Consider the following 24,491-nt stretch of genomic DNA (forward strand, 5'->3'; position numbering starts at 1 on the left):
TGCCACAACCAATGGGGCGGAGGATCGTGGTGGGGTCCGCCCGGATGTGCCGCGAAAGGCGGCGGTGCCAGGGAGGGATGCTCAATCCATGGGCAGCCCCATATCCCCTCTCCCCTCTGGGGAGAGGGTTTAGGGTGAGGGGGCTGCGCGTGGCGGATCGTCCGGCACAAGCGCAACCCCCTCACCGGCCCTTCGGGCCACCCTCTCCCCGGAGGGGAGAGGGCTATTGCACCGCAAGTGAAGGGGCTTGGGTCAGGGCCGCGCGCCGGACAGCGGTTGCGCCGCTTCCGCCACCACCGCCTTGCGGACGGGCAGGCCGGCGCCGCGCAGGGCTTCGGTGATGCGGTCGCCGTGGCCCTCGTCCTCGACCTCGATCAGCAGGGCGACCTCGGCGGACTTGACGGAGAAGGCGCCGAACAGGCGCTGGTGCTGCACGTCGATGATGTTGCCGCCGCACTCCGCCACGATGCGGGCCACCTGGGCCAGCGCGCCGGGCTGGTCGGCCACGTCGATGTCCAGGTTGATCAGGCGCCCGTCGCGGGCGAAGCCGCGCATCAGCACGTTGGCGAGCGTGCGCGTGTCGATGTTGCCGCCCGACACGATCAGGCCGACCCGCTTGCCGCGGAAGCGCTCGGGGTGGAAGAGCAGGGCGGCCAGACCGGCGGCCCCGGCGCCCTCCGCCACGGTCTTCTCCACCTCGATCAGCATGGCGATGGCCCGTTCGATCACCGCCTCGGGCACCAGCACCACGTCGCAGCCGTTCTGCTTCAGGATGTCCATGGGCCGGTCGCCGACGTCGCGCACGGCGATGCCCTCGGCCACCGTCGGACCGCCGACCTTGACCGGCTGCCCGGCGAGGCGCTGCGCGGCGGCGGGGTAGGTCTCCACCTCCACCCCGACGACCTCCAGGCCGGGCCGCAGCGCGCGCGCGGCGACCGCGGCCCCGGCCGCCAGCCCGCCGCCGCCCACCGGGATGGCCAGCGCGTCGAGGTCCGGCACCTCCGCCAGCATCTCCAGCACGACGGTGCCCTGGCCCGCGATGACCGCGTCGTCGTCGTAGGGATGGACGAAGACCAGCCCGTCCCGCTTGGCGAGGTCGTGGGCGAAGGCCGCGGCCTCGGCCAGGGAATCGCCCTCCAGGATGACGGTGGCGCCGTGGTAGCGCGTGCGCTTGACCTTCACGAAGGGGGTGAAGCGCGGCATGACGATGGTCGCCGCGATGCCCAGCCGCTTCGCGTGGTAGGCCACGGCCTGGGCGTGGTTGCCGGCCGACATGGCGATCACCCCGGCCTGCCGCTCCTCCAGCGTCAGGTGCAGCAGCCGGTTCGCCGCCCCGCGCTCCTTGAAGGAGGCGGTGAACTGGAGGTTCTCCAGCTTGACCCAGACCTCGGCGCCGGTGATCTGCGACAGGGTTTCCGAGCGCAGGAAGGGCGTGCGGCTGATGCGTCCGGCCAGCCGTTCGGCGGCGGCGTGAATGTCGTCGATGGTGACCGGCATGTCCTGTGCTTCCTCTACGAACCGCCCTTCCCAGGCGCGCTGGAGACCGCACCGTACAGGTCCGGGCGGCGGTCCGCCAGATGCGTGCCGACCCGGCGCAGGGCGGGGTCGAGATCGACGGTCAGCAAAATCTCGCCGTCGCCGGCCCGCGCCAGCACCGATCCGTCCGGCGCCGCCACACTGCTGAGCCCGCAATAGCGCAACGTTCCCTCCCGCCCGCAGCGGTTGGCGTAGGCGACGAAGATACCGTTCTCGAAGGCGCGGGCGGGGACGATGGTGGTGGCGACGATCTCGTAGGGCGCCATCAGCGCGGTCGGCACCAGCAGCGCGTCCACCCCGGCCAGCGCGTGGCGGCGCACCAGTTCCGGGAACTCCACGTCGTAGCAGATCGCCACGCTCACCCGCATCCCGCCAACCTCCGCGGTCGGGAAGGCGTCGCCGCCCGGCGCGAAGGAGCCGCGGTCGAGGTCGCCGTAGAGATGGGTCTTGCGCTGGTTCAGCAGGGGCCGCCCGTCCGCCCCGATCAGTTGCGCGGCGTTGTAAACGGCGCCGTCCGTCCCGCGCTCCGGATAGCCATAGAGGATGGCGATGCCATGCCGCCGGGCCATCTCGGCGACCCGCGTGGCCATCAGCCCGTCCGCCGGCTCGGCCAGGGCGCGCACCGCCGCCGCGCCGATGTCGTAGCCGGTCAGGCCCATTTCCGGCCCGACCAGCAGGGCGGAGCCGAGCCCCGTCGCCTCCGCCGCCGCCCGCTCCAGACGGTCGAGGTTGCGGTGCGGCGCACCGGGCTCCGCGTCCGCCTGGAACAGGCTCAGCCGCATGGCGTCAGCCTCGGCCCTGGCGTTTGGCGAGGGCCCGCACCGACAGGCAGAGGATTTCGAACAGCATCTGCGCGCCGGCGTGGGCGGTGTTGGTCGTCGCGTCGTACTGGGGCGCCACCTCCACCACGTCGCCGCCGATGATGTCCAGCCCGTCGAGCCCGCGCAGGATCGCCAGTGCCTCCCGCGTGGTCAGGCCGCCGACCTCCGGGGTGCCGGTGCCGGGGGCGAAGACCGGGTCCAGGCAATCGACGTCGAAGGAGACGTAGACCGGCCCGTCGCCCACCACCTTGCGCGCCGTCTCGATGACGCTGGCGATGCCGCGCTCCGGAATGTCCTCCGCGTGGATCACGGTCATGCCGCTGTCGTAGGAGAACTCCCACAAATACTCGGTGCTGCCGCGGATGCCGATCTGCACCGTGCGCTCCGGGTCCAGCACGCCGTCCAGGACCGCCTGCCGGAACGGGCCGCCGTGGTGGAACTTGGCGCCCTCGTAGGGGCCGCCGGTGTCGCAATGGGCGTCGAAGTGGATCATGCCCACCGGACGCTCGCGGCCCAGCGCCTTGAGGATCGAATAGGTGATGGAATGGTCGCCGCCCACCGACAGCGGGATGACGCCCGCGTCCATCACGCGGTTGTAGAAGGCCAGGATGTCGCCGTGGCACGCCTCCAGGCTGAAGCGGCTGGACAACGGTACGTCGCCGACATCGGCGAGCTTGCAGGAGGCCGCCGGGACCATGCGCAGGGCGTGCTCGTAGGGGCCGATGCGCTCCATCCCGCGCACGGCGCGCGGGCCGAGGCGGGCGCCGGCCCGGTTGGTGACTCCCAGGTCCATCGGCACGCCGATCAGCGCGATGTCCAGCCCGCCGAAGTCCGCGGCGTCGGCCGCGTCGGGGCGGTAGGGGGCGTCAAGCAGGGTGGACACCCCGGCGAAGGGCTGCACCCGCTTGCCGCCGGAGAACTGGAGGGCGGCAACCCGCTGGAACTCCGGATCGTGGAAGTCGTCGCCGCCGGAGCCGCTGTACTTCGTACGCAAACGATCAAGCTTCTGAGGGTCGATCATCGTCCGGATCTCTTTGAAAATGGAAAGGGTTATCAGTCGTTCTTCGACGTCAGTCGTTTTTGGCCCAGGCGCCGAGCAGGCGGGGCAGGTCGCCGAACCACGCGATCAGCCCGAAGACCACCGCCGTCAGCGACACGAACAGCACCGTCACGGCGGCCATGGTCGGGGTGTAGCCGTAGCGGAGCGCGTTGAAGATCTTGATGGGCAGCGTTTCCAGCGTGAAGCCGACCACCATGTAGGCCACGATGTACTCGTTCAGCGACAGCACGAAGGCGAAGGCGAAGCCGGAGATCACGTAGGGCCGCACCAGCGGCATCACCACCGTGCGCAGCACCGTCCGGTCGTCCGCCCCCATGGTCGCCGCGGCCTCCACATAGGAGCGGTCCACCGCGCCGAAGCCCAGTGACAGCGTGACCAGCGGCAGCGTCACGAAGAACACCGCGTGGCTGACCACCACCGTCCAGGGCGACCCGTATTCCCCCACCGCCGCCCAGAAGCTGAGGAATCCCAGGGCGGTGATGACCGGCGGCAGAATGAAGGGCGTCATGCCCAGCACCTCGAACGCCCGCGCCCAGGGCGCGCGCCAGCGCCACAGGAACCAGGCCAGCGGGAAGGCGATCAGCACCGCCAGCGCCGCCGACAGGGTGGCGACGACGAGGCTGGTGATCAGCGCGCCGCGCCAGCCGGGATCGGTGAAGACCTCCGCGTACCAGGCGAGCGAGAAGCCCTGCGGCGGGAAGGTCAGCGACTTCTTCTCGTTCACTGAGACGCCGGCCACCACCAGGATGGGGGCGGCGAGGACCAGGGCGATCAGGCCGGCGGCCAGGGAATTCAGCGTGCGCATCAGCATCAGGCCGTCTCCTCCCGCCGCCCGGCGAGCAGCGCCAGCCCGACCAGGGCGAGGCTGACCAGCACCAGGAAGACGGCCATGGCCGCCGCGAAGGGCATGTTGGACTGGTAGATCGCCTGATCGGTGATCAGCACCGACAGCGTCCAGTGCTGCGGCCGTCCCAGAAGCTGCGGCAGCAGGTAGGAGCCGAGCGCGAAGACGAACACCATGATCGTGGTCGCCACGATGGTGTTGCGCAGCCCCGGCACCACCACCGTGAAGAAGGCGCGCAGCGGCGAGGAGCCGAGCGTGCGCGCCGCCTCCTCCAGATAGGGGTCGAGGCGGGCGAGCGCCGGGTAGAGCACCAGCACCGTGTAGGGGAAGGCCTGATAGACCAGCCCGGCCAGCAGCGCGCCAAAGCTCGGGCTGAGCGATTGCGGTTCGGCCATCAGGCCCAGCGCCACGAACAGGTTGGTGATGCCCGCGGTGCGCGACAGCAGCGTGGACCAGGCGAAGCCGATGATGACTTCCGACAGCGACAGGATCGACAGCAGGAAGACCAGCCAGCGGATCTGCGCGCCGCGCGGCAGCTTGACCAGCCGGTAGGTGAAGGGGAAGGCGATGCCCACCGACAACACCGCGACCAGGGCCGCCAGCCCCAGCGAGAAGGACATCACCCCGCCGAAGAAGGCGGTCAGGAACCGCTCGTAGTTGGCGAAGACGAGGTCCGGCTCGTAGAAGCCGCCGGGCACGCGCCGGAAGACGCTGACCGCGATCATCAGGCTGAAGGGGATGACGAAGAAGACGACCAGCATCAGCGCCGGGAACAGGATCGGCGCGTGCTCGGCCAGGCCACGGGGCGCGCGGCGGATCATTGCGGGCGCTCCGCCATCGGCGGCAGCACGACGCAGGCCGCCGGGGGGAACTCCACCGCCAGGGCGCCGCCGGGGGCGACCGGAGGGCGGTCCTGCGGACGCGACAGCGCGACGATCTCCCGCCCGGCAACATCGATGCGGAACTCCACGCTGGCGCCGAGGTCGCGCATGAAGGACAGCGTGCCGGTCAGCCGGTTCGGCCCGTCGGTTCCCGCCGGGTGGACGACGACGTCCTCCGGGCGGACCGACAGCAGGACGCGGCCGGTCGGCGGCAGGTCGGGCAGGTGCAGGGTGCCGCCGGGCACGGCGGCGGTGCCGGGAGCGGTGACCTCGCCCTCCAGCAGGTTGGTCATGCCGATGAAGTCGGCGACGAAGGCGTCGGCGGGCTGGCGGTAGACCTCCATCGGCGGGGCGGCCTGATGGATGCGGCCCTGCGACATCACCACCACGAGGTCGGCCATGGTCATCGCCTCGCGCTGGTCGTGGGTGACGACGATGGTGGTGATGCCCAGCCGCTGCTGGAGCTGCTTCAGCTCGATCTGCATGGCCTCGCGCAGCTTGGCGTCGAGCGCCGACAGCGGCTCGTCCAGCAGGAACAGCTTGGGCGACAGGGCCAGCGCGCGGGCGATCGCGACGCGCTGCCGCTGCCCGCCCGAGAGCTTGGAGACGGGCCGGTCGGCGACGCCGGGCAGGCGCACCAGCTCCAGCAGCTCGTCGGCGCGCTTGCGCTGCTCGGCCTTCGTGGCGCCGCGGATGCGCAGGGGGTAGGCGATGTTCTCGCCCGCCGTCAGGTGCGGGAAGAGGGCCAGCGACTGGAACACCATGCCGAATTCCCGCGTGTGAGCGGGGGCCGTGGTGATGTCGCGCCCGTCGATGACCAGCCGCCCGCCGGAGGGGTCCTCCAGCCCGGCGATCATGCGCAGGAGTGTCGTCTTCCCGCAGCCGGACGGGCCGAGCAGGCAGACGAATTGCCCGTGCGGGATGCGCAGCGACGCGCCGTGCACCGCGGTCACGGGACCGTATCGTTTGGTGAGACCGTCGAGGACAAGGGCTGACATGGGATGGCTTATATTGATTGGAGCTGGATATTCCCTCTCCCCTCTGGGGAGAGGGTTAGGGTGAGGGGGCGCCCATAGGGCGTCAACGCAGCCTCATTGCAGTGCGTGTCCGGCCTGCGGCCGCCCCCTCATCCCATACCCTTCTCCCCAGAGGGGAGAAGGGCCTTCACTCACCCGACGATCATTTCCGTCCACTTCTGGTTCAGCCAGTCGGACTTGCTCGTGTACAGGTCGTAGCGCGGGATGATCGGCGCGATGTCGGAGGACACGGCGGCGAACTCCTGGTCGGTCAGGTCGGTCAGCTTGCGGTCGATGGTCGGGGCGGTGCCGACCTTGCGCGACAGCAGGGCCTGGATCGACGGCTGGCACATGTAGTCCACGAAGACATGCGCGAGATCGCCGGCCTTGGACGCGCGGGTGACCGCCCAGCTTCCCGAGTCGAGGATGCCGCCCTCCTTCGGGAAGGTCGAGCGCACCGGCTGGCCGTCCGCGGCGGCGAGGCCGGTCACGTCGTGGTAGTACTGGCCCATCGGGATCTCGCCGGACTTCAGCGAGGCCTCGAACTGCGCCTCGTCGCGGTACCAGAGCTTCACGTTGGACTTCAGCTCCGCCAGCTTCTTGAAGCAGTCGAGCTGCCCCTGCTCGCTGTCCAGGTGCTTGGTGCCGCCGAAGAAGGTGGCCGCCGTGACCTCCAGCAGGAAGCTGTTGCTGACCAGCGCCAGCAGGCCGAGCTTGTCCTTGTTCGCCGGGTCCCACAGCGCCGCCCAGCTGTCCGGGGCCTGCGGGTAGCTCTTGGTGTTGGTGACCAGCGTGATGTACCAGGACACCGCGCCGATGCCGCTGACCTTGCCGTCCGGATACTTGTTGACGAGGTGGGGGACGACCTTGGCGGCGTTGGGAATCTTCGACAGGTCGAAGGGCGCCCACAGCTCCGCCGAGGCCCCCTTCAGCATCGCCACCTGCGACATCATCGAGACGTCGGCGGGCGCCTGACGGGCGCGGGCCGCCTGTTCGAGCTGGACCAGCCACGCCTCGCCGGTCGGCTCGGCGATGGCTTCCACCGTGATGCCGGTGGCCTTGGAGAATTCCGGGAAGATGTGCTTTTCGAAGGATTCCTTGAAGTAGCCGCCGTAGACGCCGACCTTCAGCGTCTTCGACTGGGCGCGGACGATGTTCGGAAAACCGATGGCGGCCACGGTGGCCAGCGTGCCCGCTCCGGCCAGAACGGCGCGCCGGCTGATGCCGCCGGTCAAAGCGGCGTGAAGTCCCTGCTTACCCGTCGTCTCGTTCATGGATGCGACCTTTCCTTGCGGACGAGCTTATCTGTTCGTGAGGCCAGCATTGCGGCCTGCGATCATTAGACCCCCGGCGCCGTTGCCCGAAAATCAGAAAGTTTTGTATCTTACTTCGATACGGGTCGAAGTATCGGGTGGTCCGGACCCGGCGGGCGGGGCAGGGGAGGGCGGCGTTGTGGCGATGATGCAGCTGGAAACCGTGGATCTGCGCCTGTTGCGGTTGTTCATGACCATCGTCGAGGCCGGTGGATTCAGTGCGGCGCAGAGCGAACTGAACCTGTCGCTGTCCACCATCTCCACCCATTTCGCCGATCTGGAGACGCGGCTGGGCCTGCGGCTGTGCCGGCGGGGACGGTCGGGATTCCAGCTCACCCCGGAAGGGCAGGCGGTCTATGACGAGGCGCGGCGCGTGTTCGACACACTGGAGCGGTTCCGCGGGCGGGTGCGCGGCCTGCGCGAGCGGTTGACCGGCACGCTGGCGGTCGGGCTGGTCGACAACACGCTGACCGACCCGCGCGCCCCGCTGGAGCGCGTCTTCGCCCGCTTCACCGAGGCGGCGCCGGAGGTCTCGCTGATCATCAACGTGCGCCCGCCGAACGAACTTCTGCGCGACGTCATCGGCGGGCAGCTCCAGCTCGCCATCGCCAGCTTCCCGCGCATCGTGCCCAGCCTGTCCTACCAGGACCTCTACAACGAGACGATCCACTTCTGCGTGGCGGACGGGCACCCGCTGTTCACCCTGCCGGACGAGGCCGTCGACCTCGACGAAATCCGCCGCTACCGGCTGGTCGCGCGCAGCTACTGGGGATCGCGCGACCTGAAGATCTTCGCCATTTCAACGCCCAAGGCGACGGTCAGCGACATGGAGGGGGCGGCGCGGCTGATCCTGTCCGGCGCCTACGCCGGCTATCTGCCGGACCATTACGCGGCGCCCTACGTCAAGGCCGGGCGGCTGCGGGTGCTGCTGCCTAAGGTCCTGTCCTATCAGGCGCCCTTCCAGGTGGCTTACGACGCCAACCGGTCCAAGAGCCCGGTGGTGGACCTGTTCATCGCCCTGACCCGCGAGGAGATGACCGCGCCGGAATTCCGGAGCGGCCCGGGCCATCACCCGGCCCGTCAGATGTGATACTCCGGCTCCGGCACTGTCTGGTCCATGGCAAGCGCCGGCACCGTGTCGCGGCACCAGCCGACGATCCGCGCCGGGACGCCGACCACGGTGGCGCAGGGCGGCACGTCCTTCAGCACGACGCTGCCGGCCCCGACCTTGGCGCGGCTGCCGATCTCGATGTTGCCGAGAATTTTGGCCCCGGCCGACAGCAGGACGCCGTCGCGCACCTTCGGGTGGCGGTCGCCATGCTCCTTGCCGGTGCCGCCGAGCGTGACCTCCTGAAGGATCGACACGTCGTTGCCGACGACCGCGGTTTCGCCGATCACCACGCCGGTGCCGTGGTCGATGAAGACGCCGCGCCCGACCGGGACCGCCGGGTGGATGTCCACCGCGAAGACCTCCGACACCCGGCTCTGCAGGAAGTGGGCGAGGTCGCGCCGCTCGCGCCGCCACAGCCAGTGGCCGATGCGGTGCCATTCCAGCGCGTGGAAGCCCTTGTAGTAGAGGAAGGGCGTCAGGCAGTTGTCCGCCGCCGGGTCGCGCGTGCAGATGGCCTGGAGGTCGGAGCAGGCTTCCTCGACGATGCAGGGCGCGTCGGCGACCGCCGAGCGCACGAGCATCGCCAGCTGGTCGGCGGAGATGTAGGAGTCGCCCAGCTTGCGCGCCAGCAGGCTGCCCAGCGCCGACGGGAAGTCATGGTGCAGCAGGATGGCGGTGTCGATGAAGGGGCGCAGCCAAGGCTCCTTGACGACGACGTTCTCCGCCTCGGCGCGCAGCATCGCCCACATGCCGTCGACGCCCTCCAGAAGGGGCGACTCCGGGCGGTCCAGCTCCTTGAGGTCCCGGTCCTTAAGGCCCTGATCCTTAAAGCAGGGGGCGACGATGTGATTCATGGTACGCGTGTCCTGATGTTCCCGACCGGTCCGGCCGTCGGTCCGGTCATGGGGCCTTCAACAGGCCGGACGGAAGCCTAGCACGCCGCTTTCCGGAAGGGGAGCCATGTCGTGGGAAATGAAGGGCCACCACGAATTTTTGCACATTTTCACACTGTGAAAACTCCCTGTCCACTCAGACAGCCTCATCCGCGCAGCGGGCGGGGTTTCCAAGTGATCACCCAGTCTCCGGTGCAGGGGGACCCGACCTGCCTGCTCCTGATGCCGGCCCATGGTTTTCGGCGTGCCGTCTAGAGCCCCTGGAGGGCGCGCTGCTTGACGCTGGAAACCATCGCCCCGCTCGGCAATAATGCGGCAATCATGCCGCCCGCCTTGTCCGAAAGACCAGCTCGGACAGACCAGTGGGAGACCATCTGGATGCTTCGGCTCATACATCACGCCTTGGAAAACGACCCATGAGACGAATTTTCAAGTTCGCAGGTCTTCTTGTTGTTTCGCTTGTCGTCGCGGCCGTTGCTTACGGCGGGAACGGATACTGGGACGCTCTGTCGGATGCCCCGCAATTACGTCAGCGCGCAGACAATCTGATAGCTCAAGGTCTGGGAGGAGATTCGCTCGGCGCGGACCATCTGGCGATACTGCTGAAAGTTGAAGACCCAAATTTCGCTGATCACGCCGGAGTGGATTTTTCGACTCCGGGCGCTGGAGCGACGACCATCACGCAATCGGCTTCCAAGCGCCTCGCTTTCAAGAAATTCCAACCGGGCGTCGGGAAGATACGACAAACCGGGTACGCGATGGGACTGGAAAGCCGGCTCTCCAAGGACCGGATCCTTGCCCTTTGGCTCGACACACTGGAAATGGGTCAAGGTCCGGAAGGCTGGGTGACCGGCTTTCATAAGGCCAGCTCAGCAATCTATGGGCGGCCGCCGGCTGAGTTGAGCCGTACGGAATTCACTCGATTGGTCGCCGTTCTCATCTCGCCGGCGTCCTTCACGCTTCGTGGGAATGGTCCTGCGCTCGATGAGCGTGTCAGGCGGATTGAACGCTTGGTGGCAGGAGCGTGCGTTCCCGAAAGTCATGATGACGTTTGGCTTGAAGGGTGCCGACAGCTTTCCGGCAGCTGACCTGCGGGCAACGGCGGGCAGCGCAAAGTCTCAGTCAATTGATTTTCCATAAGATACCTTATGGGATTTTTATGCTCCACCAAGCGGAGGGCCATCATGGCACACACCCAGCACCGGAATCGTGCATCCGCTCTCCGTGTGCCGGGGGTCGCCCCGCCCCTTCTGGTCAAGCCGGAGCGTGCTCCAAAGCTAACTCGCCCCGCCGGGCCGGCTTGCGGATGGTTCGAGGCGGTCGCGGCGCGCCATGGCGTCCACGAAGTGGCCCATCGCCAGCTTCATGTCGTTGAAGACCGTGCCCTGCGACACACCCAGATGGGCGGCGATCTGGGGATAGGACAGACCTTCGACCCGGCTTAGGAGCCACACCTGACGGGCCCGCGCCGGCAGACGGTCCAGGGCGTCCATGAAGCACGACAGCCGCTCGCGGTGCAGCAGGCGCTCCTCCGCCGATGGGGTTTCCGACGCGATGCCCAGCGCCTCGGCGGTGTCCGCCGGGCCGGCTTCGAACCGCTCCTGGGTCCGGCAGCGCCGGAGATGGTCCAGCGCGAGATTGTGGACCGTCCGGTGGAGGAAAGCCCCGATGTTGTCGATGGGTCCCCTCTCCACGGCCTTGCAGGCGCGCAGATAGCTTTCCTGCAGCAGATCCTCGGCAACCTGGAGATCGCGAACGATCCTCATCGCGCACCCGAACAACGAGCGGCGGTGATCGAGATAGATCGCAATCAGGCTTGCGGACATGATAGCCCTGTCGGTACGACGGCGGAGGGGACACCACCGCGGTCGGTGCGACATCGGCGGCCTTGCAATGTCGAAATTGATAATGATTCTCAATTTCAGATGTCAAGCCGGTTGGACGGGTGCGGGAGCGATCACCAGTTGCGGGCTGCGGTTTGCGAATTGTGGCCCGGCGAACGATGAAACGTCTCAACCTTACGTGAGTCCAGGCACAGGAAAAGTGGAAGGCCAGCGTGGAGAAGGACGAGGCAGACGGCCGACAGGATGCCGGGGCCTATCGGCATGCGGACCCGATCATGGACGAGGCGCTCACCTGGTTCGTGACGCTTCTCGATGCGCCTGCGGACCCGGACACCCGCGCCGCCTATCAGACATGGCGGAATCGCGACCCGCGCCACGCCGCGGCGTTCGACCGTCTGTCGTCGCTCGGAAGCATGCCCGAATTGCAGGCAGCGGCGACCTTTGCCCATACGCCGCAAGCGGCCCCATCGTCGCCGGCTCCCCGTTCCGCGACGCGGCGGCAGGCCGGGCGGTTCGGCGGGTGGCGGGCGTCGCTGGCCGCCGCGGCCCTGCTGCTGGCCATCGGCGTTCATCTCCAGCCCACGCTGACCCTCCGCCTGACCGCCGACCACCGCACCGCCACCGGAGAACGGCAGGAGGTTGCCCTGCCCGACCGTTCGCGGCTGATCCTCGACACCGACTCCGCGGTCGCGCTCGATTTCGCCGAGGGCCGGCGCCACGTCCGGCTGCTGCGCGGGCAGGCCTATTTCGACGTGGTCAGCGATCCCGCCCACCCCTTCCGCGTCACCGCCGGATTCAGCGAGGTGGAGGTGACCGGCACCGCCTTCACCGTGCGGTCGGAGGGCGGGCAGGACGCCGTCTTCCTGGAGCGCGGGCGGGTGTCGGTGAGCCGGCGGGAACCGCCGGGCCGGACGGTGTCCCTCGTCCCCGGTGACCAGGTGACGGCCACCGCGGAAGGCCTGTCGGCGCCCGCCCGCCCGGATCCGGCTGTGGCGCTGGCCTGGAAGGACGGGCGCTGCGTGTTCCATGACCAGCCCTTCGCCACGGTCGTCGACACCCTCCGCCGCTACCACGGCGCACCGGTCATCCTGATCGGTGACCGGCTGGCCGGCGCGCGGGTCAGCGGCAATTACCGGCTCGACGATCCCGCCGGTGCGATCCGCGCGCTGGCCGGAGTCGTGGGAGCCCGCGTTACCGAACTGCCCGCCGGAATCCTCCTGCTTCGATAGGTTTTGTCCCTCTTTCGCGAATTTTTTTGTGAGACGCCACGACCCCGTGCGTCTGCCGAAAAGAGGGGCGCGGTGCATACACCGGTCATCACGCCCCCGCCACCAGCGCAGACGGGAGTTGTGAGGAATGGAAGGCCGGACGGTTTCGACAGGCAAATTCATGGAATGCGCGCGGGGAGCCGCCGCCCGGCATCTGGTCATGGCCCTGATGGCGACCACCGCGCTCGGCGGTGTCCTGGCCCTCCCCTCCCCGGCCCTGGCCCAGCAGCCCGCGGCCGCCACGCAGTCGACGGTCTTCGCGCTGCCGGCGCAACCCCTGCCCGCGGCGCTCGACGCCTTCGCGCGCCAGACCGGCTGGCAGATCGGCTACGCCGCCGATCTGGCCGCCGGGCGCAGCTCCCGCCCGGTGTCGGGCAGCATGACGCCCGCCCAGGCGCTCGACACGCTGCTGTCCGGGACGGGCGTCGGCTACCGCATGACCGGCACCGGCTCCGCGACGCTGGTTCCGGCCCCGACCGGCGACGTCACGATGCTGGCGCCGGTGTCGGTCACCGCCTCGACCGGTGCCGGCAGCGGAAGCGGCAACATCACCATCACCAAGGAGGATCTGGATCGCAAGAATCCGAGCGACCTGCGCGACGTCTTCTCCGGCGAGCCGACGATTCGCGTGGGCAGTTCCCTGCCGATGTCGCAGAAGGTCTATGTCAACGGCGTCGAGGAAACCAATCTGGCCGTCACCATCGACGGCAGCCGCCAGAACAACAAGGTTTTCCACCACAACGGCACCACGCTGATCGACCCGGCGCTGCTGAAGGTGGCGCGGGTCGACGCCGGCGTCGCCCCCGCCGACGCCGGGCCGGGCGCGCTCGCCGGCTCCATCGCCTATGAGACGAAGGACGCGAGCGACTTCCTGGCGGGCGACGGCGTCGGCGGCTTCGGCAAGACCACCTTCAACACCAACGGCTCCGGCCTGACCACCAACCTCGCCGGCTTCGGACGCCACCAGGGGCTGGAGGCGCTGGGCGCCGTGACCTACGGCAAGGGCGGCAAATACACCGCGGGCAACGGGCGCAAGGTGGACGGCACCGAGACGGACGTGGTCAGCGGCCTCGGCAAGGCGGCGGTGCAGACGGAGAGCGGCCACCGCTTCCAGGCCAGCTACGAGCGGGTCTACGACGACGCGCCGCGGCCCTTCCGCGCGAACATCGGCTCGCTGGCCGGGCGCCCGGCCTGGGAGCCGCGCGTGCGCGACTACACGCTCGACCGCCAGAACATGGTCTTCACCTACACCGACGCCCTGCCGACGGAGCTGTGGAACCCCAAGCTGGTGATCGCCTATGGCCGCACCGACGTGGAGACGCCGATCTTCACCCGCCCGGTCGGCAGCAGCACCGTGCCGGGGAGCTATCCGGGCAAGGGGGCGACCAGCTCCTTCAACGGCAAGCTGGAAAACACCTTCGGCTTCCGGATCGGCACCGTCACGACGGGCACCGACTTCTACGTGGACCGCGCCAACTACCGGGACCGGACGATGACCGCGACCGAGCGGGCGCGCAACAACGGCCTGTACGGTCAGGCCCGGCTGGAGCCCATGGAGCGTCTGCGCCTGTCCTTCGGCCTGCGCGGCGACCGCCAGACCTTCGAGGGGACGACCGGACGGGAATGGACCAACCACGGCCTCAGCCACAATCTGTCCGGCGAGTTCGACCTGCTGCCCCGCTACCTGACCGCCAAGGCCGGCGTGTCGCGCGGCTGGGGCGGCGTCCAGATGGCCGAGAACTACATCATGAATCCGGCCTGGAACTATGGCGCCGGCCCGCGCCCGGTGACGGCCTACAACAGCACCGCCGGGCTGGAGGCCCGTTACGAGGGCTTCACCGCGGAAGGCCGGATCTTCCGCACCAAGCTCGACGACGCCCGAGCCGCGCGCTTCGCCGCCACGAGCGCCACCCTCGCCCGCGACGTGCGGTCGGAAGGCTATGAGCTGGGTCTCGGCTACGCCTGGACGAACGGCTTCATCCGCGCCAAATACGCCGACATCGACGTCAAGATCGACGGGCGGCCCGCGGATTCTGACACCGGCACCTACCTCGCCACGCCGATCGGGCAGGTCTTCACCGTCGGCGGCGCCCACACCGTGCAGTCCTGGAACCTGATGCTGGGCGCCGACGTGGAGTTCGTGCTCGACTACGACAAGGTGCAGGCCGGGCAGCGGCCGCTGAAGGGCTATCAGACGGCCAACCTGTTCGTGGAGCATCGGCTGCCGGAGCACGCCAACCTGGCGCTGCGCCTCGACGTCCGCAACCTCTTCGACGAGACCTACGCCGACCGGGCCACCTACGGGCAGGAGTTCGGCACCGTCACCCCGCTTTATCAGCCGGGCCGGGCCTTCCTGCTGAGCGCCTCGGCGCAGTTCTGATCCCGCGCCGCGGCTGCGGCAAGGTCATGGCCCAGGCGGGCCATGACCGGTCCCCAGTCGCCGGGCGAGTCCTGCCGGTAGAGGCGCATCGTCGGGTACCAGGGGCTGTCGTCGCGCCCGCGGAACCAGCGCCAGCAGGCGTCGAAGCGCGACAGCATCCACACCGGGCGCCCAATGGCGGCGGCGAGGTGGGCGACCGACGTGTCCACGGTGATGACGAGGTCGAGATGCGCCGCGATGGCCGCGGTGTCGGCGAAGTCGGCCACACCCGCCATGGGGTTGGCGAGCCGCCCCGCCGCGACGGCCGTCCGCGCCTGCTCCGCCGCATCCCCGACCTGGAGGCTGACCGCCGCGATCCCCGGCACCGACAGAAGCGGTTCCATCAGCGCGAAGGGCACGCTGCGGCGACGGTCCATCGCGTGGGAGGTGGGGTCGTGGCGCCGCGGGTTGCCCGACCAGACGAATCCCACGCGCAGCGGGCGCTTTCCGGCGGAGTCTCCGGTCCGGTTCCAGCCGAGCCGCTCCGCCCAGGCCGCCACCAGATCGGGGGGCGGCGTGATGTAGGGGACCCCGGAGGGTATCCCGTCGATGCGCGTGCCGAAGGCGAAGGGCAGGCTCATCAGCGGGCAGCACAGATCGAAATCCGGCAGCGCCGCCGCGTCGTCGTAGGTGGCCAGACGGTCGATTCCCCGCACCGAGGCCAGCAGGCGGCGCAGCTCCGGCTGGACGATCAGCAGCACCCGCGCGCCGCGATCGGCCAGCAGCGGCGCGTAGCGGACGAATTGCAGGGTGTCGCCCAGACCCTGCTCGTAATAGAGGAGGATGGTCCTCCCGGCGATGTCCTCGCCCCGCCACACCGGCTTGCCGGACACCGCCGCGGATTGGCCGGTGTAGTCCCAGCGCCGTTCGTACAGCGCCAGCCCCTCTTCGAAATCGCCGAGCGCCAGCTTCAGCACCGCCAGCTCGCAGACCGGGTGCGGATGGTCCGGGCGCAGGGACTTGGCGGTTTCCAGCGCCGTTTCCGCCTCGTCGAACCGGCCCGCGTCGCGCAGCGCGATGCCCAGATTCAGGAACGTCTCAAACTGCGCCGGGTCGAGGGCGGCGGCGCGCCCCAGCCAGGGCACGGCCTCGCCGATCCGGCCATCGGCGGCCAGGGTGGAGCCGAGATTGCCCGGAACGCCGCGCGCCGCCGGCTCCAGCGCCAGGGCGCGGGCGAAATGGCGGATGGCCTCGTCGCAGCGACCGGCGGCCTTCAGCGCCGCGCCCAGATTGCCGAGGAAGGCGGTGTTCAGCCCGTCCCGCGCCACCGCGGCGGCGATCAGCGCGACGGCTTCGGCATGGCGGCCCCGCTGGCCGGCGACAATGCCCAGCAGATGCGAGGCGTGCGCCTGCTCCGGGTCGGCGTCCAGGATGCGCCGATAGATGGTTGCCGCCTCGTCCAGCTGCCCGGCCTGATGATGCTCGATGGCGACCGCGTAGGCTTCCTCGATCGTCGCCATGCCCCCGCACCCCGCGCTAAATCATCAAACGGGAAATTGTCGAACGGACTCGCCTTGCAGTAAACCGGAACCGGCACGGCGCGCAAGCGTCCGCCGGCGTCACGCGCCCTCCTTCTCCGGCGTGGCGGGAGGCAGGCGGATGACGAAGCGCGCCCCGCCTGCCCCCGCCTCTCCCTCCTCCAGGCTGATGGTGCCGCCGAGCTGGCTGACGGTGTTGTGCACGATGTGCAGGCCGAGCCCGGCGTGGCCCCGGTCACGGCGCGTGGTGAAGAAGGGATCGAAAATGCGCGGCCGCAGCGCCACCGGGATGCCCCGCCCGTCGTCGGCGACGGCCAGTTCCACGACGTCCGCCGCGGCCCGGCGGGCAACGACCGTCACCGTGCCGCTCCGCCCTTCTCCCTCCTGCCCATCCGCCCCCTCCCCGGCCGCCCCCTCCCCGGCCGCGAAGCCGTGGTTGACCGCGTTCAGCAGGAGGTGCGAGACGATCTGGGCGATGGCCTGCGGATAGCCGTCCATCATCAGACCCGGCGGGCAGTCCACGACGACACGGTGCGCCGCCGGCTCCCAGAAGGGTCCCAGCGCCTCGACCGCCTGCATCAGGCAGAGGCGCAGGTCGAAGCGCCGGCGCGTCTCGCCCGCCGGATCCACCGCCAGCTCCTTGAAGCGCTGGACCAGTTCCGCCGCGCGGACGGTGTTGTTGACCAGCAACTCGGACACGTCGCCCAGGTCGGTCAGGAAACGTTCCAGCTCGCGGCGGCGCAATTGGCCGGAATCGAGAAGGCGCTTCATCTTCGGCACCTTCTCGCGGACCAGGGTTGAGGTGGTGAGCGTGATGCCGAGCGGCGTGTTGATCTCGTGCGCCACCCCGGCCACCACCTGCCCCAGAGCGGCCAGCTTCTCCGCCTGCACCAGATGGGCCTGGGTCCGCCGCAACTCCGCCAGGGTGGAGTCCGCCTGCTCCTTGGCCCGGCGCATCTCGTCCTCGCGGCGGTTGATCTCGGCGGCGAAATGATGGACGGCGCGGGCCATGTCGCCCAACTCGTCGCGCCGCTCCAGATCGGTCACCTGCCCGTCGCGCGGGTCGCGGGCCAGCCGCCGGGTGGCGCCCTGAAGACGGCGCAGGGGCCGCGTGATGCCGCCGGCCACCAGGAGCGCCGCCCCGGCGGCGAACAGCAGGCCGATGGTCGCCCCGATGAGCAGGGTGGAGCGCAGCAGGCCGGCGCTGCGCACCGCGCTGTCCTGGAACAGGTCGTTCAGACGGCGGGCGGTGTTCATCACCGCGGCGGCGTCCATGTCCATCGCGGCGATGGCCCCGTTCTGGCGGGCCAGCCCGTCGGTGGCGCGCTCCAGCCCGTCGCGCCAAGCGGTGATGGCGGCCAGCATCCCGTCCTGGATCAGCGGGGAAATGGGCAGCCCGGCCACCCGGTCGCGCAGCCGCCCGCTGTCAGTGGCGACATCGCGCAGTCCGCGCGTGTCGCGCCGTTCCAGCGCTCTCAGGGTCCGTCCGCTGAGCGACAGGGCGGTCATGGCGACCGTCTGGGTTTCCTGTTCCATGGCGTGGGCCGACACCGTGCGGCGCAGAAGCTCCGCCACCTCGGCCTGGACGGCGCCATGGCCGGTGCCGGTGATGTCCAGCATCCGTTGGGCGACGGCGTCATAGCGTGGCGCCAGTTGCGGCAGCGTCCACCGGTCCAGCCGCTCGGCGCGCAACCGCGTCAGTTCGGCGAAGGCCGTCTCATAGGCGTCGCTGGCGGCGGGTGCGCCGTCCTGCCCCATCCCCTCCCCCGCCCGGGCCAGCGACGCGGCAAGGCGGTCCGCGCTGCGCTCCAACCGGTCCAGCAAGGGGGACAAGGGATCACGCCGCGGCTGCGCTTCGGGCGGTGGGGCGGCGTCCGAATCGGTGGTGGCCGCCGCGTCCTTCGCAGCCAGCCGGGCGCGCAGCACCGCTTCCCGCAGGTCGTGCAGACCGTCGACCACGGCACGGCTGTCCAGCAACCGCCGGTCGACCTCGGCCAGGGAGGCGACGAGCGTGGCGTTGCCGGCGTGCTGCCGTTGGCGCGCCTGTTCGGCCAGGGCGAGCAGGCGCGCCTCCTGTTCCGCCATGCCGCGGGCGCGGGCGTCGCCGAAGGCGATGGCGTCAACCAGCTCCTCCAGCCGGGCGGTGTGGCGGTCCGACGCGCGGCGGGCGGTGTCGACCGCGTCGGCTTGGGCGCCCTGGTCCGCCAAGCCGCCCAGCGCCTCCAGCGCCTCCCGCGCGCCGTGGGTGGCGCGGCGGAACGTGATTTCGTGGGGCAGGCGGCCTTCGGGGGTGGAGTGGATGAAGTCGTTGCGGGCCGCGGTGGCGGCGATCATCTCGCGGTAGACGGTGCCGGCCAGGACCGCGGCCTCGCGCGAGCGGCCGGCGCGCTCCAGCAAGATCCAGGCGGACACCGCGATCAGCGCCGCGATGACCACCGGGATTCCCCCCACCGTCGCTATGCGATACGAGATCCTCATTACGCTCCGCCGGCTGCCGTTCCTCCGGGGGCCGCGGAAAGAGACCGGCGGCGGAACAACGCAAAGCTAGCGATAGCACTCTGGAGTTGTCGAGTTCTTTCAATTTTGGCGAAAATTAAAACTAATTTGCGGTAGAGCCGACAATCAGCGGGTGCGGTCGTCCCGGCGTCTCAGTGACCAGCCCCGCTGGGCGCGGGGCTGGTCGAGGTCGGCGCGGCGGTGCCGAGCGTCGGCGCCGCGGTCGGGTCCACCTCGACGCGGCGCTTCAGAATCATCAGGCCGAGCGTCGTGACGATGGTCCCGGCGACGATGGCCAGGATGTAGGGACCGAGCGGAGCCACCGCGTTGGGAATCGCCAGCACGAAGACGCCGCCGTGCGGCGCCCGCAGGCCGCAGCCGAACCACATCGACAGGGCACCGGCCACCGCCGATCCGGCCATGGCCGCGGGGATGACGCGCAGCGGGTCCTTGGCGGCGAAGGGGATCGCCCCTTCCGTGATGAAGGCGAGGCCGAGCACGCCCGCGGCCTTGCCCGCCTCGCGCTCCTGCATCGTGAACCGGCTGGGCACGATCATCGTGGCGAGCGCCAGCCCGAGGGGCGGCGTCATGCCGGCCGCCATCACCGCGGCCATCGGCGTGTAGGTGCTGGAGGCCAGAAGCCCGACCGCGAAGGTGTAGGCCGCCTTGTTGACCGGCCCGCCCATGTCCAGCGCCATCATGGCGCCGAGCAGCGCGCCGAGCGCCACCGCGTTGGCGCCGGTCATGCCCTGCAGGAAGGCGGTCAGCCCGCTCATGATCGCGGCGACCGGCGTGCCGATGACGTAAATCATCAGCAAACCGACCGCCAGCGTGCCGAGGAGCGGGATGATCAGCACCGGCTTCAGCCCCTCCAGAGTCTGCGGCAGCCGGATGGTGTCGCGCAGCCAGCGGGCGATGTAGCCGGCCAGGAAGCCCGCCACGATGCCGCCCAGGAATCCGGCGCCGATCTTGGCCGCCAGCATGCCGCCGATGAATCCGGGGGCGAGGCCGGGCCGGTCGGCGATGGAATAGGCGATGTAGCCCGCCAGCACCGGCACCATCAGCCCGAAGGCCGCCTCCCCGCCGATCTGCATCAGCGCCGCCGGCAGGGTTCCCGGCTCCTTGAAGGCCTCGATGCCGAAGACGAAGGACAGGGCGATGATCAGGCCGCCGGCCACCACGAGGGGCAGCATGAAGGACACGCCGGTCAGCAGATGCTTGTAGGGGCCGGACTGCGCCTCCTTCTGCCGCGCCTTGGCCCCCGACACCGCATCGGCGTAGGCGGGAGCGGCGGCATTCCCCGTCGCGGTCGGGGCCGGCAGGGCGAGCGCCTCGTCGATCACGCGGGCGGGCTGCTTCAATGCTTCTCCCACCGAGGTCTTCAGCAGGCGCTTGCCGGCGAAGCGGTCGGTGGCGACGTGGGTGTCGGCGCCGATGATGACGGCCTCGGCCTCGGCGATCTCCTCCTCCGTCAGCGCGTTCTTCGCGCCGACCGAGCCCTGGGTCTCGACCTTGATGCGGTAGCCCCTGGCCTGGGCGGCCTGCTTCAACGCCTCCGCCGCCATGAAGGTGTGGGCGATCCCCGTCGGGCAGGCGGTGATGGCGACCAGCAGGCCGGGGCTGCGCACTGCGGTTGGTGCCGGCTTCGGAGGAGCCGGCTGAGGGGCCGGCTGCGGAGCGGCGGCTTCCGGCGCTGCGCCGGGGACGCCGGCCAGGGCGTTGCCGATCACCGCCTTGGTGTCGCGGATCGCCGCGGCGGTCGTGGTGCGCAGGATCGGCTTGCCGGCGAAGCGGGAATCGTCCACGGCGATGTCGGTCGCCAGGATCACCGCGTCGGCCGCCGCGATGTCGGCCGCGGCGAGCGGCGTCTGCACGCCGTTCGCCCCCTGGGTCTCCACCGCGATGGCGTGGCCCATCAGCACGGCGGTCCGGCGCAGCGCCTCGGCCGCCATGACGGTGTGGGCGATCCCCGTCGGGCAGGCGGTCACAGCCACGAGCTTTGCCATCGCGATCCCTCCGGCGCTGAAAAGCCTTACAATTCCTCCACCCGAACGGCCCGCATCAGCTCGGCGAGCCGCTCCGGCGGCGGCAGTTCGGGGCCGAGGCGCGACAGCGTGCCGGCGGCGAAGGCGGTGCCGCGCCGCGCGCACTCCTCCAGCCCCACCCCGTCCAACCGGGCGGCGACGACCCCGGCCACCATGGCGTCCCCGGCGCCGACCGTGCTGGCGACCTCGACGGGCGGCGGCACGGCCAGCAGGGCGCGGCCGCCCTCCACGAAGACGGCGCCCTCGGCGCCGAGCGACACGACGACGAGCGCGATGCCGGACTCCGACAGCTCGCGGGCGGCGCGCACCACCTCGGTCCGATCCGTCAAGGGGCGGCCCAGCAGCTCGGCCAGCTCCGCCGCGTTCGGCTTCACCATGTCGGGGCGGGCGGCCACGGCGTGGCGCAGCGGCGGGCCGCTGGCGTCCACCACCACGAAGGCGCCGCGCCGGTGCAGGGCGGTGACCATCTCGGCGTAGGCGGTGTCCGGCACGCCCGCCGGGACGCTGCCCGACAGGACGAAGGTCCGGTTGGCGGCGGCGAGGTCGTCCACCACGGTCAGCAGCCCGCGCCAGCTTTCCGCCGGCACATGCAGGCCCGGCAGGTTGATATCGGTGACGGAGCGGCCTTCCCGGTCCACCAGCTTGATGTTCACCCGGCTGCGGCCGGCCAAGCGCAGGCAGCGGTCGCGGATGCCGCGGCGGCGGAACAGCGCGTCGAACACGGCGCTGTTCTCCTCGCCGAGGAAGCCGGTGGCGGTGACGGGGATGGCGCCGCCCGCCAAGGACGCCCCGGCCAGGAAGGCGGCGACGTTGATGCCCTTGCCGCCGGCGGTCCGCGTCTCGGCGACCGCCCGGTTGACCGCTCCGGCGGCGAATCCCGGCACGTCGAGCGTCTGGTCGATGGCGGCGTTCAGCGTCACGGTGACGACGCCGGGGCGTGGGGTGGACAATGCGCTCATGACACGCCTCCGGCGTCGGCGAAACGGTGACGGACCAGCGCCCGAACCTCGGCCGCGTCGGCGCAGTCCAGCGCGTCGCGGGCGGCGCGCTCGGCGTCGGCCATGGCGATGGCGCGCAGCCGCGCCTTGACGGAGGGAACGGCGGGAATGGCCACGCTCAGCTCGGCGACGCCCAGCCCGGACAGCAGCACCGCTCCGGCCGGGTCGCCGGCCACGCCGCCGCAGGCGCCGACCCAGATTCCGGCGCGGCGGGCGGCGTCCACCGTGCGCTCCACCATGCGCAGGACGGCGGGGTGCAGCCCGTCGGCCTGCGGGGCCAGCACCGGGTGCAGCCGGTCCATCGCCAGCACATACTGGGTCAGGTCGTTGGTGCCGATGGAGAAGAAGGACACCTCCCGCGCCAGCCGGTCGGCCATCATCACGGCGGACGGCACCTCGATCATGATGCCAAGCTCGACCGGCGGCACGTCCAGCTCCCGCCGCACCGCCTCGGTGATCGCCTTGGCGCGCTCCAGCTCCGCCGGGGTGGCGATCATCGGGTACATGATGCGCACCGGCCCCTCCACCGAGGCGCGCAGCATGGCGCGGAGCTGGGTGCGGAACAGGTCCTCCCGCTCGAAGCACAGGCGGATGCCGCGCACCCCCAGGAACGGGTTGCCCTCCGCCGGCATGCGCAGGTAGGGGACGTTCTTGTCGCCACCGATGTCCAATGTGCGCAGGATGATCGGCAGTCCGTTCATCGCCCGCACCATGGTCTGGTAGGCGGCGAACTGCTCCTCCTCGTCCGGCGGCAGGTCGCGCTGGAGGAACAGGAACTCGGTGCGCATCAGCCCGACTCCTTCGCCGCCCGCCTCGACGGCCTGCACCGCCTCCGCCGGGTCGGAGATGTTGGCGGCGACCTCGACGCGCTTGCCATCCGTGGTGATGGCCGGCTTGTAGCGGTCGAGCCGCTCGGCCTCGCGCCGCTCACCCACCTTGACCCGGGCCTCGGCGGCGCGGCCGCGGTCGCGCTCGCTGGGGTCGGCGACCAGAACGCCGCCGTCGCCGTCGAGGATCGCCGCGCGCCCGTTCTCCAGGTCCAGCACCGACGGCCCGGCGGCGACCACCGCGGGAATGTCCAGCGAGCGCGCGATGATCGCTGTGTGGGAGGTGGCGCCGCCCCCCGCCGTGCACAGCCCGAGCACCTTGGCCGGGTCGAGCTTCGCCGTGTCGGAGGGCTCCAGATCCTCGGCGAGCAGGATGACGGGATGGTCCGGCAGGGCGGCGACGCTCTCCGTCACCACGGCGAGCAGGCGCAGCACGCGGCGCCCGACGTCGCTGAGGTCGGCGGCCCGCCCGGCCAGCAGCGGGTCGGCGAGCTGGGCCAGCGTGCCGGCGCGCTCCTCGTAGACCGCACGCCACGCCCAGCCGGCGCTCTTACCGCGGTCGATCAGGGCGTGGGCCTCCGCGACCATCTCCGGATCGTCGAGCAGCTCCTGATGCGCCTTGAAGATGGCCGCCTTGGCGGCGCCGGCCTTCTTCCAGAACTCCTCATGCAGGTTGCGCAGATCGGCGGCGGCGGCGGCGAGCGCCTGATCGAGCCGGCGGTGCTGCGCCGCGGGATCGGGGGCGGTCTCGGCGACCGTCAGCTCCTCCCGCTGGAATTTCCAGACCGGACCGGTGGAGACGCCGGGCGAGGCGGAAATGCCGGCGATCACCCGCCCGTCATAATCGAGGTCCGCCGGGACGGCCCGCGGCGCCGGCTCCTCGGCGGGCGGCGATGCGGCGACGGGCTCGTCCAGCCCGGCGGCGAAGGCTGCGCGGATGGCCTGGAGCGCCGCCGCGGCATCCTCGCCCGAGGCGGTGACGGTCAGCGGCTGCCCGCCCGACGCGCCGAGCCGCAACAGGGAAATCAGGCTCTTGGCGTTGGCCGTGGCGCCACCATGCCGGACGGCGACCTCCGCGCGGAAGCGCTTGGCGACCTCGACCAGCGCCGTCGCCGGGCGGGCGTGCAGGCCATGGGGCGACGGGGCGGTGACCGCGATGGAATCCCCGTCGATGGGAGGCGCGTCGGCCTCCGCCGCGGGCACGGCGGGCGTCTCCCCGTTCAGCACGGCCATGATCGCGCGGGGGTCGCTTGTGCTGCCCAAACGGGCGGCCTCCGTCGGGTCACCCAGCACGCCGGTCAGCCGTTGCAGCACGGCGATGTGCTCGTCCGACTTGGCGGCAATGCCGACGACCAGCCGCGCCGGCTCCCCGCCGCCCCAATCAACGCCCTGGGGAAACTGGACGACCACCACGCCGGTCCGCCGCACCAGATCGCGCGCGTCGGGAAGCCCGTGGGGGATGGCGATGCCGCTGCCGAGATAGGTGCCGGACACCGCCTCGCGGCCCAGCATGCTGTCGATGTAGCCGGGCTCGATCAGGCCGCTGTCGACCATCGCCCGCCCGGCGATGCGGATGGCCTCCGTCTTGTCCGGCGCCGAGAGCCCAAGGCGCACCTGCGATTCGGAGACCTGAAGCATCGC

General features: G+C 70.5%; 18 protein-coding genes. 4 read left to right on the forward strand and 14 right to left on the reverse strand.

The window, feature by feature from the left end:
- Positions 1 to 252: 252 nt before the first annotated feature.
- The 7 genes from D3869_RS27900 to D3869_RS27930 all read right to left on the reverse strand — a co-directional run bounded on the left by D3869_RS27900 (position 253) and on the right by D3869_RS27930 (position 7,432).
- Positions 253 to 1,497, reverse strand: a complete 1,245-nt coding sequence (locus D3869_RS27900; protein WP_137142946.1) for a threonine ammonia-lyase — start codon at positions 1,495 to 1,497, stop codon at positions 253 to 255.
- Between the two features lie 14 nt (positions 1,498 to 1,511).
- Positions 1,512 to 2,318, reverse strand: a complete 807-nt coding sequence (locus D3869_RS27905) for a carbon-nitrogen hydrolase family protein (protein WP_137142947.1) — start codon at positions 2,316 to 2,318, stop codon at positions 1,512 to 1,514.
- 4 nt (positions 2,319 to 2,322) lie between these two features.
- Positions 2,323 to 3,378, reverse strand: a complete 1,056-nt coding sequence (gene speB / locus D3869_RS27910) for an agmatinase (RefSeq protein WP_137142948.1) — start codon at positions 3,376 to 3,378, stop codon at positions 2,323 to 2,325.
- Between the two features lie 49 nt (positions 3,379 to 3,427).
- Positions 3,428 to 4,228 carry an ABC transporter permease gene (locus tag D3869_RS27915; RefSeq protein WP_114861232.1) on the reverse strand — a complete coding sequence of 267 codons (801 nt, stop codon included), beginning with the start codon at positions 4,226 to 4,228 and terminating at the stop codon, positions 3,428 to 3,430.
- Positions 4,228 to 5,082, reverse strand: a complete 855-nt coding sequence (locus D3869_RS27920) for an ABC transporter permease (RefSeq protein ID WP_137107183.1) — start codon at positions 5,080 to 5,082, stop codon at positions 4,228 to 4,230. The genes D3869_RS27915 and D3869_RS27920 overlap by 1 nt, the downstream gene beginning before the upstream one ends.
- A complete protein-coding gene (locus D3869_RS27925; protein WP_035682468.1) occupies positions 5,079 to 6,140 on the reverse strand; it encodes an ABC transporter ATP-binding protein in 1,062 nt (353 codons plus the stop codon). Before D3869_RS27925 ends, D3869_RS27920 begins: the two co-directional genes overlap by 4 nt.
- A gap of 170 nt (positions 6,141 to 6,310) precedes the next feature.
- Entirely contained in the window at positions 6,311 to 7,432 is a 1,122-nt protein-coding gene (locus D3869_RS27930) for an ABC transporter substrate-binding protein (RefSeq protein WP_137142949.1), read from the reverse strand.
- Between the two features lie 184 nt (positions 7,433 to 7,616).
- Between D3869_RS27930 and D3869_RS27935 the strand changes: the two genes are divergently transcribed.
- On the forward strand, positions 7,617 to 8,561 hold the full coding sequence (locus tag D3869_RS27935; protein ID WP_247896066.1) for a LysR family transcriptional regulator: 945 nt from the start codon (positions 7,617 to 7,619) through the stop codon (positions 8,559 to 8,561).
- Here the strand turns inward: D3869_RS27935 and cysE are convergent.
- The gene (gene cysE / locus D3869_RS27940; protein WP_137142951.1) at positions 8,552 to 9,436 is read right to left on the reverse strand and encodes a serine O-acetyltransferase; all 885 of its coding nucleotides are present in this window, start codon (positions 9,434 to 9,436) and stop codon (positions 8,552 to 8,554) included. The two genes, D3869_RS27935 and cysE, sit on opposite strands and share 10 nt — an antisense overlap.
- Positions 9,437 to 9,891: 455 nt before the next feature.
- Between cysE and D3869_RS27945 the strand changes: the two genes are divergently transcribed.
- Positions 9,892 to 10,563 (forward strand): transglycosylase domain-containing protein, encoded by a 672-nt coding sequence (locus D3869_RS27945; RefSeq protein WP_137142952.1) that lies wholly within the window; start codon positions 9,892 to 9,894, stop codon positions 10,561 to 10,563.
- Between the two features lie 189 nt (positions 10,564 to 10,752).
- Here D3869_RS27945 and D3869_RS27950 read toward each other — a convergent pair whose 3' ends face one another.
- Complete coding sequence (locus D3869_RS27950; protein ID WP_432613438.1) at positions 10,753 to 11,355, reverse strand: RNA polymerase sigma factor; 603 nt, start codon at positions 11,353 to 11,355, stop codon at positions 10,753 to 10,755.
- Positions 11,356 to 11,594: 239 nt separating this feature from the next.
- Here D3869_RS27950 and D3869_RS27955 point away from each other — a divergent pair, with 239 nt between their 5' ends.
- Together D3869_RS27955 and D3869_RS27960 are read left to right on the forward strand one after the other, a co-directional pair.
- Positions 11,595 to 12,548 carry a FecR family protein gene (locus D3869_RS27955; protein WP_247896023.1) on the forward strand — a complete coding sequence of 318 codons (954 nt, stop codon included), beginning with the start codon at positions 11,595 to 11,597 and terminating at the stop codon, positions 12,546 to 12,548.
- Positions 12,549 to 12,675: 127 nt separating this feature from the next.
- Positions 12,676 to 14,967 carry a TonB-dependent receptor gene (locus D3869_RS27960; protein ID WP_175426646.1) on the forward strand — a complete coding sequence of 764 codons (2,292 nt, stop codon included), beginning with the start codon at positions 12,676 to 12,678 and terminating at the stop codon, positions 14,965 to 14,967.
- On the opposite strand, the gene D3869_RS27965 is transcribed toward D3869_RS27960, so the two are convergent.
- From D3869_RS27965 to ptsP, 5 genes are all read right to left on the reverse strand, one after another.
- Positions 14,922 to 16,466, reverse strand: a complete 1,545-nt coding sequence (locus tag D3869_RS27965) for a tetratricopeptide repeat protein (RefSeq protein ID WP_137142955.1) — start codon at positions 16,464 to 16,466, stop codon at positions 14,922 to 14,924. The genes D3869_RS27960 and D3869_RS27965 overlap by 46 nt on opposite strands.
- 99 nt (positions 16,467 to 16,565) lie before the next feature.
- Entirely contained in the window at positions 16,566 to 18,962 is a 2,397-nt protein-coding gene (locus D3869_RS27970) for a sensor histidine kinase (RefSeq protein WP_247896024.1), read from the reverse strand.
- A 170-nt stretch (positions 18,963 to 19,132) separates the two neighbouring features.
- The gene (locus D3869_RS27975) at positions 19,133 to 20,986 is read right to left on the reverse strand and encodes a PTS fructose-like transporter subunit IIB (RefSeq protein WP_137142956.1); all 1,854 of its coding nucleotides are present in this window, start codon (positions 20,984 to 20,986) and stop codon (positions 19,133 to 19,135) included.
- Positions 20,987 to 21,012: 26 nt separating this feature from the next.
- A complete protein-coding gene (gene pfkB / locus D3869_RS27980) occupies positions 21,013 to 21,984 on the reverse strand; it encodes a 1-phosphofructokinase (protein ID WP_137142957.1) in 972 nt (323 codons plus the stop codon).
- A complete protein-coding gene (ptsP, locus tag D3869_RS27985; RefSeq protein ID WP_137142958.1) occupies positions 21,981 to 24,488 on the reverse strand; it encodes a phosphoenolpyruvate--protein phosphotransferase in 2,508 nt (835 codons plus the stop codon). The genes pfkB and ptsP overlap by 4 nt, the downstream gene beginning before the upstream one ends.
- Positions 24,489 to 24,491: the final 3 nt, after the last annotated feature.

Origin of the sequence: Azospirillum brasilense, from assembly GCF_005222205.1 — a bacterium.
Taxonomy (GTDB): Bacteria; Pseudomonadota; Alphaproteobacteria; order Azospirillales; family Azospirillaceae; genus Azospirillum; species Azospirillum brasilense_G.

What these genes read in the sequence shown, in the direction of transcription:
- D3869_RS27935 (WP_247896066.1), top strand. Translation starts at nt 7,617, where the DNA reads ATGATGCAGCTGGAAACCGTGGATCTGCGCCTGTTGCGGTTGTTCATG.
- ptsP (WP_137142958.1), bottom strand. Translation starts at nt 24,488, where the DNA reads ATGCTTCAGGTCTCCGAATCGCAGGTGCGCCTTGGGCTCTCGGCGCCG.
- D3869_RS27960 (WP_175426646.1), top strand. Translation starts at nt 12,676, where the DNA reads ATGGAAGGCCGGACGGTTTCGACAGGCAAATTCATGGAATGCGCGCGG.
- D3869_RS27950 (WP_432613438.1), bottom strand. Translation starts at nt 11,355, where the DNA reads ATGTCGCACCGACCGCGGTGGTGTCCCCTCCGCCGTCGTACCGACAGG.
- D3869_RS27915 (WP_114861232.1), bottom strand. Translation starts at nt 4,228, where the DNA reads ATGCTGATGCGCACGCTGAATTCCCTGGCCGCCGGCCTGATCGCCCTG.
- D3869_RS27975 (WP_137142956.1), bottom strand. Translation starts at nt 20,986, where the DNA reads ATGGCAAAGCTCGTGGCTGTGACCGCCTGCCCGACGGGGATCGCCCAC.
- D3869_RS27930 (WP_137142949.1), bottom strand. Translation starts at nt 7,432, where the DNA reads ATGAACGAGACGACGGGTAAGCAGGGACTTCACGCCGCTTTGACCGGC.
- D3869_RS27925 (WP_035682468.1), bottom strand. Translation starts at nt 6,140, where the DNA reads ATGTCAGCCCTTGTCCTCGACGGTCTCACCAAACGATACGGTCCCGTG.
- D3869_RS27905 (WP_137142947.1), bottom strand. Translation starts at nt 2,318, where the DNA reads ATGCGGCTGAGCCTGTTCCAGGCGGACGCGGAGCCCGGTGCGCCGCAC.
- D3869_RS27945 (WP_137142952.1), top strand. Translation starts at nt 9,892, where the DNA reads ATGAGACGAATTTTCAAGTTCGCAGGTCTTCTTGTTGTTTCGCTTGTC.
- cysE (WP_137142951.1), bottom strand. Translation starts at nt 9,436, where the DNA reads ATGAATCACATCGTCGCCCCCTGCTTTAAGGATCAGGGCCTTAAGGAC.
- D3869_RS27970 (WP_247896024.1), bottom strand. Translation starts at nt 18,962, where the DNA reads ATGAGGATCTCGTATCGCATAGCGACGGTGGGGGGAATCCCGGTGGTC.
- speB (WP_137142948.1), bottom strand. Translation starts at nt 3,378, where the DNA reads ATGATCGACCCTCAGAAGCTTGATCGTTTGCGTACGAAGTACAGCGGC.
- D3869_RS27955 (WP_247896023.1), top strand. Translation starts at nt 11,595, where the DNA reads ATGGACGAGGCGCTCACCTGGTTCGTGACGCTTCTCGATGCGCCTGCG.
- D3869_RS27900 (WP_137142946.1), bottom strand. Translation starts at nt 1,497, where the DNA reads ATGCCGGTCACCATCGACGACATTCACGCCGCCGCCGAACGGCTGGCC.
- pfkB (WP_137142957.1), bottom strand. Translation starts at nt 21,984, where the DNA reads ATGAGCGCATTGTCCACCCCACGCCCCGGCGTCGTCACCGTGACGCTG.
- D3869_RS27920 (WP_137107183.1), bottom strand. Translation starts at nt 5,082, where the DNA reads ATGATCCGCCGCGCGCCCCGTGGCCTGGCCGAGCACGCGCCGATCCTG.
- D3869_RS27965 (WP_137142955.1), bottom strand. Translation starts at nt 16,466, where the DNA reads ATGGCGACGATCGAGGAAGCCTACGCGGTCGCCATCGAGCATCATCAG.